The 15,325-nt window shown below is 63.2% G+C and carries 14 protein-coding genes; 2 read left to right on the top strand and 12 right to left on the bottom strand.

Annotated elements, in window-relative coordinates; translation table 11 throughout:
• Positions 1-24 precede the first annotated feature (24 nt).
• The 10 genes from IB267_RS26220 to IB267_RS26175 form a co-directional block, all read right to left on the bottom strand.
• The gene (locus IB267_RS26220; RefSeq protein ID WP_192450550.1) at positions 25-1,638 is read right to left on the bottom strand and encodes an ABC transporter substrate-binding protein; all 1,614 of its coding nucleotides are present in this window, start codon (positions 1,636-1,638) and stop codon (positions 25-27) included.
• 63 nt (positions 1,639-1,701) lie between these two features.
• Positions 1,702-2,526 carry a creatininase family protein gene (locus tag IB267_RS26215; protein ID WP_192450451.1) on the bottom strand — a complete coding sequence of 275 codons (825 nt, stop codon included), beginning with the start codon at positions 2,524-2,526 and terminating at the stop codon, positions 1,702-1,704.
• Between the two features lie 61 nt (positions 2,527-2,587).
• Positions 2,588-2,956 carry a hypothetical protein gene (locus IB267_RS26210; protein ID WP_246810847.1) on the bottom strand — a complete coding sequence of 123 codons (369 nt, stop codon included), beginning with the start codon at positions 2,954-2,956 and terminating at the stop codon, positions 2,588-2,590.
• Between the two features lie 232 nt (positions 2,957-3,188).
• A complete protein-coding gene (locus IB267_RS26205; protein ID WP_210336010.1) occupies positions 3,189-4,181 on the bottom strand; it encodes an oligopeptide/dipeptide ABC transporter ATP-binding protein in 993 nt (330 codons plus the stop codon).
• On the bottom strand, positions 4,178-5,200 hold the full coding sequence (locus IB267_RS26200; protein WP_246810846.1) for an ABC transporter ATP-binding protein: 1,023 nt from the start codon (positions 5,198-5,200) through the stop codon (positions 4,178-4,180). Before IB267_RS26200 ends, IB267_RS26205 begins: the two co-directional genes overlap by 4 nt.
• Complete coding sequence (ddpC, locus tag IB267_RS26195) at positions 5,197-6,105, bottom strand: D,D-dipeptide ABC transporter permease (RefSeq protein ID WP_246810845.1); 909 nt, start codon at positions 6,103-6,105, stop codon at positions 5,197-5,199. The genes IB267_RS26200 and ddpC overlap by 4 nt, the downstream gene beginning before the upstream one ends.
• Positions 6,106-6,107: 2 nt before the next feature.
• A complete protein-coding gene (locus tag IB267_RS26190) occupies positions 6,108-7,121 on the bottom strand; it encodes an ABC transporter permease (protein WP_192450449.1) in 1,014 nt (337 codons plus the stop codon).
• Positions 7,122-7,253: 132 nt separating this feature from the next.
• Positions 7,254-8,795 (bottom strand): ABC transporter substrate-binding protein, encoded by a 1,542-nt coding sequence (locus tag IB267_RS26185; protein ID WP_192450448.1) that lies wholly within the window; start codon positions 8,793-8,795, stop codon positions 7,254-7,256.
• 123 nt (positions 8,796-8,918) lie between these two features.
• Positions 8,919-9,551, bottom strand: a complete 633-nt coding sequence (locus IB267_RS26180; protein ID WP_192450447.1) for a helix-turn-helix domain-containing protein — start codon at positions 9,549-9,551, stop codon at positions 8,919-8,921.
• A 175-nt stretch (positions 9,552-9,726) separates the two neighbouring features.
• A complete protein-coding gene (locus IB267_RS26175) occupies positions 9,727-11,184 on the bottom strand; it encodes a M81 family metallopeptidase (RefSeq protein ID WP_192450446.1) in 1,458 nt (485 codons plus the stop codon).
• Positions 11,185-11,293: 109 nt separating this feature from the next.
• Between IB267_RS26175 and IB267_RS26170 the strand changes: the two genes are divergently transcribed.
• The gene (locus tag IB267_RS26170; protein WP_192450445.1) at positions 11,294-12,118 is read left to right on the top strand and encodes a M55 family metallopeptidase; all 825 of its coding nucleotides are present in this window, start codon (positions 11,294-11,296) and stop codon (positions 12,116-12,118) included.
• Between the two features lie 24 nt (positions 12,119-12,142).
• The gene (locus IB267_RS26165; protein ID WP_192450444.1) at positions 12,143-13,381 is read left to right on the top strand and encodes an FAD-binding oxidoreductase; all 1,239 of its coding nucleotides are present in this window, start codon (positions 12,143-12,145) and stop codon (positions 13,379-13,381) included.
• A gap of 18 nt (positions 13,382-13,399) precedes the next feature.
• Here the strand turns inward: IB267_RS26165 and IB267_RS26160 are convergent, their stop codons facing one another.
• A complete protein-coding gene (locus tag IB267_RS26160; protein ID WP_371742643.1) occupies positions 13,400-14,746 on the bottom strand; it encodes an MATE family efflux transporter in 1,347 nt (448 codons plus the stop codon).
• Positions 14,747-15,325 carry a peroxidase-related enzyme gene (locus IB267_RS26155; RefSeq protein WP_043614924.1) on the bottom strand — a complete coding sequence of 193 codons (579 nt, stop codon included), beginning with the start codon at positions 15,323-15,325 and terminating at the stop codon, positions 14,747-14,749.

Raw genomic sequence — 15,325 nt, 5'->3', positions numbered from 1 at the left:
GGCGCCCAGCCCAGATCAGGTGGGTTACTCCTCGATGTCGACCTTGTCGAAGCGATGCGAGCCCAGGGGCTCCATCACGTAGTTCTTCACCTTTTTCGACATCGGCAGCACGACGGTGGAATGGGCGATCGGCACCCAGGGTGCCTGGTCGCTGATCATCGCCTGGGCTTCCTCGTAGAGCTTCGTGCGCTCGCCCTGGTCCGCACTGACCCGCGCCTTCTGGAAGATCTCGTCGAGCGGCTTGTAGCACCAGTTGGCATTGTTGGCACCGCCGACGCCGGCGCAGCTGAAGAAGTAGCTGAGCAGGTTGTCCGGGTCGCCGTTGTCGCTGGTGCCGCCGAGAATGACCGCGCCATCACGCGCCTCGTCGCGCACCTTCTTCAGGTACTCGCCCCATTCATAGGAGACGATCTCGACGCCGATGCCGACCTTGGCGAGGTCCGACTGCATCAGTTCCGCGGCGCGCCGGGCGTTCGGCATATAGGGGCGGCTGACCGGCATCGCCCAGATCTTCATCTTCAGATCCTTGACGCCGGCCTCGTCGAGGAGCTTCTTTGCCGCCTCCGGATCGTAGCTGTAGCCCTCGATCTTGCCGTTATAGCCCCACATCGTCGGCGGCAGCACGCTCTTGGCGACCTGTCCCATGCCCTGGTAGACGGAATCGACGATCGCCTTGCGGTCGATCGCCATGTTGATGGCGCGGCGCACCTCCAGCTTGTCGAACGGCGCGACCAGCGTGTTCATCGCCAGATAGGAAACGTTGAGCCCCGGCTGCTCCATGACGTTGAGATCAGGATTTTCCTTCAGCTTGGCGATATCGGCCGGAGCCGGATATGGAGCGATGTGGCATTCGCCCGCCTGAAGCTTCTGCATGCGGGTGGTCGGATCGGTGGTGATCGCGAAGATGAGGTTGTCGATCTTCGGTGCACCGTCCCAATAGTCGGCATTTGCGACAAAGCGGATCGCCGCGTCCTGCTGGTAGTCGACGAAGCGGAACGGTCCGGTGCCGACCGGCTTGCGGTCGAGATCCTGGCGCCGCCCCTCCGCCGCCAGCTTGTCGGCATATTCCTTCGACACGATCGAGCCGAAGTTCAGCGCGAGTTTCGACGGCAGAGACGCATCCGGCTGGTTCAGCACGAACTTGACTGTGTTGTCATCGACCTTGACGATCTCCTTGATCGCCGCCGGCATCTCCATCGCGTTGAACATTTCCCAGTTCGCGCCGGCGAAATAGCTGTGCCACGGATCGTCCTTGTCCATCTGGCGGTTGAAGGTGAAGAGCACGTCGTCCGCATTGAAATCGCGCGTCGGCGTGAAATCGTCCGTCGTCTGGAACTTCACCCCCGCGCGCAGCTTCAGCGTATATTCGAGATTGTCGGCAGAGATGGTCCAGCTTTCAGCGAGACCCGGAACGACATTGGTGGTGCCGGGGGCGAATTCGGTGAGCCGGTCATAGACCGTCTCGGCCGAGGCGTCCCAGGTGCTGTTGGCCGAATAGAGTGCCGCGTCGAACCCTTCCGGCGCGCCTTCCGAGCAATAAACGAGTGTCTTTGCCATGGCCGGCGTCAGTGCCGCGCCCGACAGCATGGTTGCTGCAAAGAGCGAGACAAGGGTGCTGCGCGTCCGCGCGAATTTCATGTTCATTGGTCTGTCCTCCCTAAAGGAATGGAATGCGATGTGCCTGCAATTGCGCCGGAAAGATCAGTCGGCCTTACCGGCGGTGGTGCCGAGGCCGCGGCCGGGCGCCCAGACCGGATCCGGCTTGGTCCAGAGCACGTCGTTGCGGATCAGCTTCACCAGTTCGTTCGCCTGCAGGTCGAGGAAGCGTTCGCCCTTTTCGGCGGTCGCGCTGCGCGGATCGCCCCAGGTGCCAGTGACCGGCGCGCGTTCGGAGAAGGAATAGAAGCGCGACACGTCGGCCGGCACGTCGACAGGGTGCTGCTGGTTGCCGAAAGCCTGGCCGAACATCTCGGTCTTCACCGCGTCCGGCACGATCGCCAGCATGACCGAGGCCTCGCCTTCGCAGGCATGGTGTGCGCCCGTGTCGACCTCGAAGATCTTTGACGCTTCCTCGGGCGACAGCATCCAGGGCGTCGTGGCGACGATCGGCATGGCGAACTCGACCGCCAGTTCGCGCACGGCGACGGCGAGCGGGTCCATGTTGCCGCCGTGACCGTTGACGATGAACAGGCGCTGGAAGCCAAGCGTCTTCAGCGAACGGACGATGCAGCGGATGAGGCGGCTCAGCGTATCGTAGTCGAGCGTGATCGTGCCGCCGAACGGTAGATGGTGTTCGCTCATGCCGGTCCACAAGCCCGGAAGAACGGCGACCGGAATGTCATCGGCAACCAGCCGGGCGGCGCGGATCGCAGCTGCGGACGCGCTCGCCGTGTCGGTGATGACGGGCAGGTGTGGGCCGTGCTGCTCCAGTGAGCCGATCGGCAGGATCGCAAGCGCGCCCGGCTTGCCGGCAATCTCGCGCAGGCTCGGCGCGGTCATGCGCGCCCATTCAACTTCCTTGGTCATGTCAGGCCTCTTTCATGTCTTCAAAGCAAATTCTGTTCGCCGCCACGCCGTCGGCATGCACCTATGTCTGGCGTCCCCTGGCATCGACCCGCAGCGTCACTGCCCGCCCATGCGCTTGCCGCAGGGTGACGGTGTCGAACTGTGCGCCGACGGCGCAGGAATGATTGGGGAAGCTGCGGACGCGGCTGCCGATCGCGGGCGCCATGTCGGTGAAACGGACAAAGCCGTGTTCTTCGGAAAGGCGGCGGGCGATCGCAACACTCTTGTGGGTCTTGATATGCGGGCGCAGCGCGACACCTGAGGCAACGGCCCGCGCCTGCACGTCGCGCAGACTGCGCGTCAGCCGATCTTCATCGATTTTGACACAAAGCGTCGGCAGGTCGGCGGGGTCCGGACGACGAAAGGCGTCGAGCAGCGTTAGGTCAGTCAATCTCATCTCCGGCAAGCGGCGGGATCGCAAAAGGGCAGCCCCGATTGGCAAGCGCCGCCCGAAGGCGGCGGCTACAAATTTGCACAGTCGGAAATATCAAGCAAATTATTTTTCCTATAAGAAAATTATATTTCTCAAACTATCGCAATTGCGCATCAAATGAGACAGACGACGCCGCACCACGCCGCGGGTTGCGGCCGGCGGGCGCGGATCTGGCGTATCGCCTACGCCTTCACGTCTGCGCCAGATGACACCTGACACGGCGGGCGCTCTCGCTCAGGCGCCGCAGCACCTGGCCTGCCTCGCAGCCGCCGCCGACGCGGTCGCACCTCTGCTTATAGAAGCAGCCGTCCGGCAGGTTGCGGTTGTTGGGAAGCTCGCCGGCGCGCACCTGGGCAATGTCCGGCAGCGGGCTTTCGAAACTCGGAGCCGCGGCCAGAAGCGTCTGGGTGTAGGGGTGACGGGGATCGCGCAACACCGCGTCGGCCGGGCCGGATTCGACGATCTGGCCGAGATACATCACCGCAACATCGTCGCAGAAATGCCGCACCAGCGCGACGTCATGTGAAATCAGCAGATAGGTGAGCCCGCGCTCGCGCTGCAGCTTCAAAAGCAGGTTGATGATCTGTGCCTGTACCGAGACGTCGAGCGCCGATGTCGGCTCGTCCAGCACCATCAGCTCCGGGTCCGTGCTGATCGCGCGGGCAATGGCGATGCGCTGGCGTTGGCCGCCTGAAAATTCGTGCGGCAGGCGGTCGAGATGTTCCGGACGAAGCCCGACGGCAACGGCCAGTTCCTCCGCTTTCTCATGTAGTTCGGCCCTGCTGTGTCCACCGCGGATATGCAGCGGCTCGCTGATCAGCCGCCAGACCGGCAGGCGCCGATCGAGCGAGGATTGCGGATCCTGAAAGACGATCTGCATCTTCTGCCGCAAGGCGCGCTTCTGTTTGCCCTGAGCCTTCTGAAAATCCTCGCCATTGATCGCCACCCTACCCTCTTCGTAAGGTGCAAGCCCGATGATCGCCTGGGCGAGCGTGCTCTTGCCGCAGCCGGACTCGCCGACGATGCCGAGGCTCTTGCCGGCGCGGACCTCAAGGGTCACGCCGTTGACCGCATGCACGTAAGACGTGGGCCGGCCGAGCCAGTTGCGGGAGGCCGGGAAGCGGACATGCAGGTCGGAGACCTCAAGCACCGGTCGCGTCATGATACCAACGCCTTCGATCATTGCCGGCCCCCCTGTTCTACAAGTTCCGCCGCGCCACCGCGACGCCAGCAGGCCACCTGCTGGCCGCCCGCCCCCACCAGTTGCGGAGACCGGGATCGACATTGGTCGACCGCTTCCTTGCATCGCGGTTGGAAGTAGCAGCCGGCCGGTGGGCTGAGAAGGTTCGGCACGGCACCGGGGATCGCTTCGAGTTCCTGCTTCGGCGCCACGCGCTCCGGCAGGCAGCGCAACAGCGCCTGGGTATAGGGATGCTGCGGCGTCTCGAGCACGGTCCGCGTCGCGCCATGCTCGACAATTCGCCCGGCATACATCACGTAAAGCCGGTCGCAGAGCTGCGAGACGACGGCGACATTGTGCGAGATGAAGATGACCGACGTGCCTGTGCGGCGCGCCCGGTTCTGGATCAACCGCAGGATCACCGCCTGGACTGTGACATCGAGTGCGGTCGTCGGCTCGTCCGCAATGATGAGACCGGGATTGCAGGAGAAGGCCATGGCGATCAGCACCCGCTGCCGCATGCCGCCGGAGAGCTCGAACGGGTAAAGCTTCATCACCCGCTCAGGCTCACCGATCAGCATGTCGGCCAGAATATCCCGAGCGACGCGCCTTGCCTCTGCCAGGCCTATTTCCTCGTGGCGCATGATGACGTCGGTCAGCTGCTTGCCGATGCGGATCGTCGGATTGAGGGCGTTCATCGGCTCCTGGAAGATGGTGGAGACCACCTTGCCGCGCAGATCCTGCAGCTGATTGTCGTCCATGGAAAGCGTGCTGTGGCCAAAGAGCCTGACGGTGCCGCCGGTGATGCGATAGCGCCCTTTGGGTAGAAGCCCCGTTGCGGCCATGGTCGTCACCGACTTGCCGCAGCCGGATTCGCCGACGATACCGACGATCTCGGCCTTGCCGACGTTGATGGTGACATCGTCGAGCGCCTTGACCGCGCCGCTGAAGGTTGGAAACTCCAACGACAGATTGTTGATGGCCAGCGCCTGGCCGCGTGGTTCTGCCGTTCCCATCATCATCTGCCCCTCAAGCGCGGGTCGAGCATGTCGCGAATGCCGTCGCCGACGAGATTGCACCCCATGGCCGTAATCAGAATGGCAAGGCCCGGGAAGGTCGCGTACCACCATTGATCGAGCATGTAGCTGCGACCGCTGCTGACCAGCGCTCCCCATTCGGCGGTGGGCGGCTGGGCACCGAGGCCAATGAAGCTTAGAGCGGCTGCGATCAGTACGACGCCGCCAAGATCGAGCGTTGCCTGGACGATGATCGGCGACATCGCGTTCGGCAGGATATGCCAGCGCAGGATGTAGAAAGGCGAGGCGCCGAAGGTGCGCGCCGCCTTCACGAAGACCTGCTCGCGCAGCGAAAGCGTCTGGCCGCGCGCGAGGCGCACATAGGCAGGGATGCGCACGATCGCCACCGCGAGCATGGAATTGAACAGGCTCGGACCAAGGGCTGCGGCCAGCGCCATGGCGAGCACCAGCGCCGGCAGGGCGAGCACGACGTCCATCAGCCGCATGATGGTGGTGTCGACCCGGCCGCCGACGACGCCCGAGAAGCAGCCGATCAGCACCCCGACCGACATCGAGATCAGGACGATCATGAAGGCGGCGCCACAGGACGCCCTTGCCCCGTAGATCACCCGCGAGAACAGGTCGCGGCCGACCTCGTCCGTGCCGAACCAGTGGGCAGCACTCGGTGGCAACAGGCGCGCCGTCAGCGACACCTTGTCCGGATTGTAGGGCGCGATGACGGGTGCGGCGATGATCATCACGAGGACAAGCAGGATGATCGCGACGCCCACCAGCGTCAGCGGGCTGCGGCGGCTGAGGTACCAGACATAACGCAACCGCTCGGAGAAGGACTTCGTCCTGCGCATTGCTGCGTTCGACGCGACAGGCTCTGTCGGCATGACGGCGGACATGATCAGACCTCCCTGATCTGCGGGTCGGCGAGCATGTAGGCGAGATCGACCAGGAGGTTGATCAGCACATAGCCGACGGATGCGACGATGGTGAAGCCCATAATGGCGGGAAAATCGAGCGTCTGGATCGAGGTCACGACATAGGTTCCCATGCCCGGCCAGGCGAAGATCGTCTCGGTCAGCACCGCGCCATAGAGAAGGTCGCCGAGCGCGAGCCCGAGCAGGGTGATCGAGGGGATGAGCGCGTTTCTGAGCGCATAGTTGAAGATGATCACGCCCTTGCGCAGCCCGCTGGCGCGCGCGGTGCGGATATAATCCTCCTGCAGCACGTCGAGCATCGAGGCGCGGATCTGGCGGGTGATCACGCCCATATTGGCAAAGGCCAGCACGAAGCCCGGCAGGATGATGTGGTAAAGCGCGCTGCGGAATGCGTCGAAACGGCCCTGCAACAGCGAGTCGATCAGCAGGAAGCCGGTGATGCGCTCGGGCGCCACGATGCCCATGGCCAGGCGCCCGCTGCCGGGAAGGATCTGGAATTTCGCATAGAACACATAGATCAGGATCAGCCCGAACCAGAAGACCGGCATGGAGATGCCGCAGACCGAGACCGTGCGTGCCACCTGATCAATTGGACCATCCTTGTAGACGGCCGAGAGCACACCGAGCGGCACGCCGAGACAGATCGCGATGAAAAGCGCGACCACGCCGAGCTCCAGCGTCGCCGGCAGGAAGGTGCGTATATCGGCCGCGACGGGGCGATTGGTGCGTAGCGACGTGCCGAGATCGCCCTGCAGCAGATTGCCGATATAGATGGTGAACTGTTCGACGACCGGCCGGTCGAGACCCAGGTTGCGCCGGACATTTTCAAGTGTCTCGGCGCTTGCCCGGTCGCCCGCGATCATGCGCGCCGGATCGCCGGGGATGAGGTGCGAGATCGTGAAAGTGATGACCGCGACCCCGAGCACAACGAAGAGCAAGAGGATCAGGCGCGGAAGAATGATGCGGGTGATTGCCATGGACGTCAGCCCTTCCGGCACGGGAACCCCGGCCTAGCTTGGGAAACGATGAACCCCTGCCGCCGTGGCCCTGAGGCCGGCGGCAGGTTTCCGGGAAACGAGGTCGGTCAAGCGCAGCCTGACCGTTCCTGCTCATTCCGTCTTCGACATCGTTCCAAAGTTGTAGACCTGGATCAGCATCGGATTGTAGACATAGCCCTTCACCGCGGCGCGGCGGGCGAAGATGTCGTTCTTCTCCATGATGTAGAGATACGGCGCGTCGTCAGTCGAAAGCTTCTGCGCCTCGATGTAGAGAGCCTTGCGCTTTGCTTCGTCGACGATCGAAGCTGCCTCTTGGACGAGACCCGTCACCTTGCTGTTGTTGTAGAAGGAACGGTTGCCCGGACCGCCCATCTTACCGGCGTCGAACCAGTAGTTCATGAACATGTAGGGGTCGGCGAAATCAGGCGTCCAGGCGCCGGGCGCCATGTCGAACTTGCCGTTGGCGACCAACTCGCGCTTCGTCGTGTCGGCGACCGCCTGCAGATCGAGCTTGACGCCGATTTCTGCGAGAGAGGCTTGCAGCGCCAGACCGACCGGTTCCCAGGCAGGATCGGCCTGCGAGAAGGTATAGGTCAAATGGATGTCGCCCTTGCCGGATTCGGCAAGCAACGCCTTGGCCTTTTCGATGTCGTAGCTGTACTGGAAACCCTGGGGATCATGCCCCCACATGCCGCTCGGCACTGCGCCGCGCATCTGCTTGGCCTGGCCGAGCATGATGCCGTCGATGATGCCCTGATAGTCGACCGCATAGGAGATCGCCTGGCGGACCTTGGCATCGTCCAGCGGCGGCTGGCGATTGTTCATGTAGATGTAGTTCACATACATGCTGGGATTGCTCTCGACGACGACGGAGGCATCCTTCTGCAGCGCCTCGGCCTGATCGAGCGGGATCTGTTCGATGATGTCGGCATCGCCGTTGGTCAGTTGCAGGCGACGGGCAGAGACGTCGCCGACGATGCGGATGACCACTTGCTTCAGCGCCGGCTGGCTACCCGAGTAATGTTCGTTGCGGTCGAGCACGATGCTCTGGTTGCGCTCCCAGGAGGCGATGCGATAGGGCCCGCTGCCGGCCGAATGTTCGGCAAGCCAGGCCTTCGCCATGTCGCCGTCCTTCTCATGCTCCATCACCTTGGGATTGACGATCGCAGCGCCGGAGACGGCCAGCGTCGAGATGAAAGGCGCAAACGGCGCGGTCAGGTGAAATCTCACGGTCTGCGGATCGACGACCTCGACCTCCTTCAGCACCGGGAACGCGTCGGACGGGCCAGCCTTCAGCTTCATCAGCCGATCGAAGCTGAACTTGACGGCGGCGGCATCGACCGGCGAACCGTCATCGAACTTGTGGCCGGCCGCAATCTTGAAGGTCCAGACGAGGCCGGCATCGTCGGCCGTCCAACTTTCGGCGAGTTCCGGCCCAACTTCCGTCGAGGCACCCTTGTAGGCAACGAGCCGTTCATAGGCGGCATATGTGAGCGTGTAGCCGCTGTTGCTGATCTCAATGCCCGGATCGGCTGTCGGCGGATCTTCCGCGCGCGCCAGCACCAGCACGTCCTGCGCAGCAAGGGCGCCGGAAAGCGGCGTCGATGCCAGAAGCAAAGCAATGCCGATCGATTTCCACTTGGAACTGTTCATCTCGTAGTCCTCCCCAGAACTGCGGCGTGCGATGCCCTCCCGGCATCCACCGCAGTGCTAGACTAGGAAACGATTTTCCTAAGTGCAATATTTTTTCTTATCGTATTTGTTTTTTAGTTTCGATCAGCTTTTGAGCTTGATCGTCTGCGCGTTTGCCAGCGTGGAGACCAGCTCGGTTTCCGGGGTCGAGCAAACGCAGAGAATCTGCGCCGGCTCGTCGCTGACGCTCAGATAGGCGTGCCCCATCATGGCGTCGAAGTAGCAGGAATCGCCCTTCTTCAGCCGCAGCGGCGCATAGATCTCGGTGTGGAGCTCCAGCTCACCGTCGAGGACGTAGAAGAATTCCTCGCCCTTGTGGCGGATCAGCGGTCCGAACTCCTCGAGCGTGCGCGCCCGCGCCATCGCCAGGATCGGGACCATCGATTTCTTGGAAATCTCCGTGCAGACATAGAGATAGTCGTAGTTCTGCGTGACGATTTCCCGCCCGTCGCCGGATTTGGTATAGGTGCGCCGCCCGAGCATGCTAGGGGTGTCTTCCGCGCCAGACATCGTCCCGAACAGCTCGACGATGTCGACCTTGAGGCCCTGGGCAAGCTGGATCAATCGGTCGTAGGTCAGCTGCATCTGGTTGTTCTCGACCTTGGACAGGGTCGAGACCGCAAGCCCGGTCATGGAGCTGACTTCGGCCAAGGTCCAGCGGTTGCGATTGCGAATATCCTTGAGGATCTCGCCGAGGCTGGATTTCGCGTCGGTCATCGTTGGCGTCTCCATTTGCCTGCAGCCATCGAAGTGCTCGCCGGGTTTCGCCCGCCCGCAACACAGAATCCGATTGGCATGATAGGAAAACCATTTCCTATAATACGTGGCCGAAAGCAACATCGTGTTGAAGGCAATCCCTGCCCCGCAACCACTTGCAGCTTCCTGCTGCCTCCTATTCGGCGAACGGGTTGTCGACCTTTGGCCAATAGGGGCGCGTCAGCTTGGTGAAGGCCAGATCCTCGAAAGTCGGCTGCAAGGCGCCCGGCGCGCTGACGTAGAGGATGTCGCGCGCAATGGGTTCGAAGCCGGCACGGAAGTGGTTGCTGGACTTCACCACCACGACCTTCTTCTTCGCCGGATCGAGCCCGAGCGCCGTCATGCATTCCGGATGAAAAGTCTGGGTACGCACGGTGTTGAGCACGATGTCGATGCTGCCGGCCGAGACCCACACGGCATCGCCGATGCCAAGCGGCGTCGGCCCGAAGCGCTGGGTGATGCCCGAGGCCACGCGCCTGACCGTTACCGTCAGGTCGAGCGGGTCGCCGGAGGCCGGTCCGACCTTGCCGCCGATCCTCAGCGCCAATGTGGCGCCCTCTCCCGCTTCGCGGCACATACGCACCGCAATCGGATCCCAGTAGAGGCAGGAAGCCACGTCTTCGATGCCGCGCTCGATGATGCGACGCAGGATGAACGTCGAATCTCCAGGCGCGCCGCCGCCTGCATTGTCTGAGACATCGGCGATCACGATCGGGCCGTTCTTAGCGGCAACCGTCCGGTCGAGGGCTTCGTCAATGCTAAGATAGTCTCCGCGCATCTCTTCGCGCGCCTCGAAGATCTCCCGGCCGAAAGATCGCGCCGTGCGCGCGGCCTTTTCCGGGTCGTTGTCGGTCACCACAAGCATCTTGGCGCCGACGTCTTCCACGTCGCCCCAAGGGAAGCCGTGGCCGAAGGAAACCGAGAGGACGCCATCCTGGCCTTCCATCGCCTTCATGCGGTCGACAATGCCGCGCAACGGCGCGCGATGCGGGTGGAAGGTGTTGATCATCCGGCAATCATGGAGGCCCATAGTCGGCCGCACCTCGCCGGCAAGTGTGCGCTCCATCAGCTGGAACAGTTGTTCGGCAACCTCTTCAATGTCCGTATGCGGATATTCCTTATAGGTGGCGATCATGGTCGCATTGGCCAGCATACGGTCGGTGATGTGACAGTGCAGGTCGAGTTCCGCCGCAACCGGCACATCGGGCCCCACCACTTCCCGAACATGCGCAAGCAGATCGCCTTCGACGTCGTCGTAGCCATCGGCGACGCAGGCGCCGTGCAGGGCGAGCATCACGGCGTCGACCGGCAGTGCGGCCCTGAGATCGTCGAGGATTGTGGCGCGGAAACTCTCATAGACCGTCCGCGTCGTCTTGCCTCCGGGCTCGGCCACGGCGCACAGGCTCTCGACCACGTCCCAGCCCTTATCCTCAGCGGCGTGGCGCCAGACGAACATTTGCGAAGAGCAGCAGTTGAGCGGCTTGCCGGTGGCGTCGCCATAGGCGATCAGGTTTTCGCGGAAGGCCTCGATACCGGTCTGCATGGGCGAGAAGGTGTTGGTCTCCGTATCCAGCCCCGCGATGAAAAGTTTCATTTTCGCCTCCCGCTCATCAAGAAAGATATTTTCTAATGATAAAACTATGTTTATCGTCGGAAAGTCAAATGCATTATCCGCGCTTGCGCGGCTGACCGGGGAGGCAGGAATGCGCATCTATATTTCCGCTGACATCGAGGGGATCGTCGGGGTCGTGAGCCGCGACCAACTGATGCCCGAAGGTTTCGAGTACGAGAACGCCCGGCGCTGGATGACCGACACCGTGGTTCACGCCTGCGAAGCTGCGCATGAGGAAGGTGTGGAGGAGGTCATCCTCAGCGATTCCCACGGAAATGGCGAGAGCATCCTGATCGACCGCCTGCCGGACTATGTGCAGGTTGTGCGCAGCTGGCCGCGGCCGCTGATGATGATGCAGGGCGTCGAACTCGGTTCCTTCGTCGGCGCGATGCTTCTCGGCTATCACGCCGGCGCAAGCCATGCGAGCGGCGTGCTGTCGCACACGATCGGCGGCACCGCCTTTGCTGAGGTGCGCATCAATGGCACCGTTATGCCGGAGGCCGGCATCAACGCCGCCATCGCCGGACATTTCGGCATCCCGGTGCTGCTCGCATCCGGTGACAACGTTGCCTTGGAGGAAATCAAGGAGCGGATCGGTGATATCGTGACGGTGCCGGTGAAGCAGGTCTACAGCACGCAATCGGCCATCACCCTGACGCCGGCCGTCGCCCATCGCCGGATCCGCGAGGGCGTCAAGAAGGCATTGTCGAGGGCCGGTTCGGCAAAGCCGTTCAAACTGGAAAACCCCGTCCTTGAGATCGTCTTCCGCAACCGCCTCCCGGCCGAATATCTCTCCTATCTCAAGGGCGTCGAGCGGACCGACGGCTACACGATCCGCTATCAGGGCGACGACATGGTCGACGTCTCGCGCTTCATCCAATTCGTGGTCGGCTACAATTCCCGCCTCACCTTCTGACGAGCATTTCCGCGGAACCAATCCATGACCACCTCAATCGTCCTCGGCGCCGGCATGGTCGGCGTCTCCACCGCGCTCGCCTTGCAAGAAACCGGGCACCAGGTTGTGCTGATCGACCGCAAGGCGCCGGGCCGGGAAACCAGTTACGGCAATGCCGGCATCATCCAGACCGAGGCCGTCGAACCCTATGCCTTTCCGCGCTCCCTGGCCGAGATCGTCAGGGTGGCGCTGAAGCGCGGCAACGATACGGACTTTCGGCTCGGCGACATGCCGCGGCTGGCGGGGCCGCTCTGGCGCTATTTCACGCAATCGGCGCCCGTCCCCTATGCGAGAACCGTCGCGGCCTATTCGAAGCTGGCGCTAAGGGCGAGCGACGATCACGCGCGCTTCATCGAGCCGGCCAATGCCGGCGACCTGATCGTTCGCGACGGCTGGCGCGCGGTCTACCGTTCGCCGGCAAAGCTCGACGCGGCCGTCTCGACTGCCGAACGCCTGAAACGAGAGTACGGCGTGCCGTCTAAGGCGCTCACGTCAGACGAACTCGCGGCAAGCGAGCCGGCGCTCAAAAGCCGGCTGGCAGGTGCGGTCCACTGGACCTCGCCCTGGACCTGCCGCGACCCGGGCGATCTGGTTTCGCGCTACGCAGCGCTCTTCGTTGCCCGCGGCGGGAAGGTCGCCCAAGGCGATGCCATGTCGTTGCAGCAGACCGGCACCGGCTGGCGGGTGCTGTCGGAGGGTGGCGATATCACGGCTGAAAACGCGGTCGTCGCCCTCGGGCCCTGGTCGCCGATGCTTGTGGCGCGGTTCGGCTATCGTGTCCCCATGGTGTTAAAGCGCGGCTACCACTGGCACTTCGGCGGCAAGGACGGCCCACGCATTTCGATGCTGGACATCGACAGCTCCGCCCTAATCGCCCCCATGAACGCGGGGTGGCGGGTCCTGACCGGCGCGCACCTGGCGCCACTCGGCGCCGCCCCCGCATCGCGACAGATACGGCATGCCGTCAACGCCGCACGCACGCTTTTTGCGCTGCGCGACCCCATCGAAGCGGCGCCTTGGTCGGGCACCCGTCCCTGCATGCCCGACATGCTTCCCGTCGTCGGGCCCAGCCGGCACAAGGGCCTGTGGTTTCACTTCGGCCATGGGCACCAGGGCTTCACCCTGGGGCCGACGACAGCACTTCTGATGGCCGAGCAGGTTGCCGGGCGCGCTGCCAATCCGCTGGCCTTGCCTCTGTTGCCGTCGACCCGAGACTGGGCATAGCGCAACGCTAAAGCGCGATTACTGCCGCACCGCAGCAAAAGTGCGGTCGGCCAGTCGCGGCAACATGAGCCGGAAGGCGACGCTGCGAGCGCTTTGGAACAGGATCAGCGCGATCCACAATCCGTCATTGCCAAAGACCGGCTGCAGGATCGCCCAAGCAGCAAAATAGATCACCAGCGAGCCGACCATCAGGTTTCGCATCTGCTTCGACCAGGTGGCGCCGATATAGACGCCATCCATCTGGAAAGCGACGATGCCGAAGATCGGCAGGGCGGCGACATAGGGCAGGTAGGCGTGCGCAAGTGCTGACACGCTTTCCGACGGGGCAGTGATGCCGATCACCCAGTCGCCGGCCACGAAGAGACAGAGCGCGACGAGCCCGGCAAAGGCGAATCCCCATACCGTGGTCAAACCAACGGCACGGTCGAAAGCTGGCCGATAACGTGCGCCGACGGCACGGCCTGCCAGCTGCTCGGCCGCCGTTGCCACCCCATCGAGAAAGGCGACGCCGAAGAAATAGAAGCGCAGCAGGATCGTGTTGGCCGCAAGGATTTCGATGCCGAGCATGCCGCTCTGGCGGGTGAAGAAGGACAGACCGATCAAAAGCGCGAAGGAACGGATCATCATGTCGCCATTGACCGAAAAGGCGCGGCGGAAGGCCGTCAGATCCGGAAGGTTCCACGCACTCCGGTCGGTCTTTGCCCAGATTAGATAGAGCCCCGCCACAGCCGTGACGGCTTCGGCGACGAGCGAGGCGGCCGCAACGCCTGCCACGCCCCAGCCGAGGCCGAGTACCCAGTGCACACTCAGGCCGGCATTGAGCGCATTGAGCAGGGTTTGCAGGATCATGCCCCAGAGTGCATCGCCGCGCCCGATGATCCAGCCGAAGACCACGAAATTGAAGAGGACGAAGGGTGCCGACCACACCCGCCAGGCAAAATAGGTGGCGGCTGCTTCGGCCACCTTGCCTTCCGCGCCCATGGCGGCAAGGCCAAGTGCGCCGATCGGCTTTTGAAGAACCAGCAGTGCCAGCCCCGCGACGAGTGCGATGATGAGGCCGCTTGCGAGCATGCGCTGCTCTTCGCGCCGGTCACCTGCCCCGAGCGCCTGGGCGGTAAAGCCGGTGGTCGCGCCGCGCAGGAAATTGAAGGTGACGAAGATCACGTCGAAGATGACGGTCGAAAGCGCCACGCCGCCGATCAGGGTCTCGTCGCGCAACTGGCCGATGACGCCGGTTGCGACGAGCCCGACAAGCGGGCTCGAAAGATAGGCGATCATCATCGGCAACGCGATGCGAAGCACGTCGCGATGCGCGATGTCGAAGGGGCGGACCGTGACCGCAGGGTGGTCGGACGCGTGTTTCACTCAATCCAGCCGGTGTGGTTCGCCGAGCGTATGCATCAGCCGGTTGGCCCAACCGAAGATCGCGACCGCATGGATGAGATCGAGGATCTGCAGGTCGTCCAGGCCGATCTCGCGCAGATGGTAGAACTGGTAAGCGCCGACATTGTCGGGATGGGCCGTGAGATCGACGCCGAAATTGAACAGCGCCTGCTCGAATTCCGGCAGGTTGGCGTCGAGGCCGCTGCCATAAATCTCGTCGACCACCTCCGGCCGCTTTTCGAGCTGGATGTAGCGCGCCGCATGCACCGAGGCGCAATAGATGCAGCGATTGACGAAGGATGCGGCAAGCGCGCCGATCTCCCGGCCACCGCGCGAGAGCCCACCCTCGCTATACATGATGTCGTTGAAGAGCGGCGTACGCTCCTTCAAGGTTTCCGGCTCATTGGCGAGAACCAGCACGTAGTCCGAGATCTTCTTGTTGGACGGCGTGATCTTCAGCGCGTCGAGCTGTTCGGGCGTCGCCGTCTCGACGTCGACCGGCTTGACATAGGGCTTCCAGTCGAGCGCTTCGACGGTGAATTCGTGCACGGCTTGCGACAT

It is taken from the genome of Ensifer sp. ENS09 (genome assembly GCF_014852425.1).
Taxonomy (GTDB): Bacteria; Pseudomonadota; Alphaproteobacteria; order Rhizobiales; family Rhizobiaceae; genus Ensifer.
Note: the sequence above shows the minus strand (reverse complement) of the source record. Positions and strands in the feature narration are given on the sequence as shown.

Coding starts and splice junctions, on each gene's coding strand:
- IB267_RS26220 (WP_192450550.1), bottom strand. CDS start 1,638: ATGAAATTCGCGCGGACGCGCAGCACCCTTGTCTCGCTCTTTGCAGCA.
- IB267_RS26215 (WP_192450451.1), bottom strand. CDS start 2,526: ATGACCAAGGAAGTTGAATGGGCGCGCATGACCGCGCCGAGCCTGCGC.
- IB267_RS26205 (WP_210336010.1), bottom strand. CDS start 4,181: ATGATCGAAGGCGTTGGTATCATGACGCGACCGGTGCTTGAGGTCTCC.
- IB267_RS26200 (WP_246810846.1), bottom strand. CDS start 5,200: ATGATGATGGGAACGGCAGAACCACGCGGCCAGGCGCTGGCCATCAAC.
- ddpC (WP_246810845.1), bottom strand. CDS start 6,105: ATGTCCGCCGTCATGCCGACAGAGCCTGTCGCGTCGAACGCAGCAATG.
- IB267_RS26190 (WP_192450449.1), bottom strand. CDS start 7,121: ATGGCAATCACCCGCATCATTCTTCCGCGCCTGATCCTCTTGCTCTTC.
- IB267_RS26185 (WP_192450448.1), bottom strand. CDS start 8,795: ATGAACAGTTCCAAGTGGAAATCGATCGGCATTGCTTTGCTTCTGGCA.
- IB267_RS26180 (WP_192450447.1), bottom strand. CDS start 9,551: ATGACCGACGCGAAATCCAGCCTCGGCGAGATCCTCAAGGATATTCGC.
- IB267_RS26175 (WP_192450446.1), bottom strand. CDS start 11,184: ATGAAACTTTTCATCGCGGGGCTGGATACGGAGACCAACACCTTCTCG.
- IB267_RS26170 (WP_192450445.1), top strand. CDS start 11,294: ATGCGCATCTATATTTCCGCTGACATCGAGGGGATCGTCGGGGTCGTG.
- IB267_RS26165 (WP_192450444.1), top strand. CDS start 12,143: ATGACCACCTCAATCGTCCTCGGCGCCGGCATGGTCGGCGTCTCCACC.
- IB267_RS26155 (WP_043614924.1), bottom strand. CDS start 15,325: ATGTCGCAAGCCGTGCACGAATTCACCGTCGAAGCGCTCGACTGGAAG.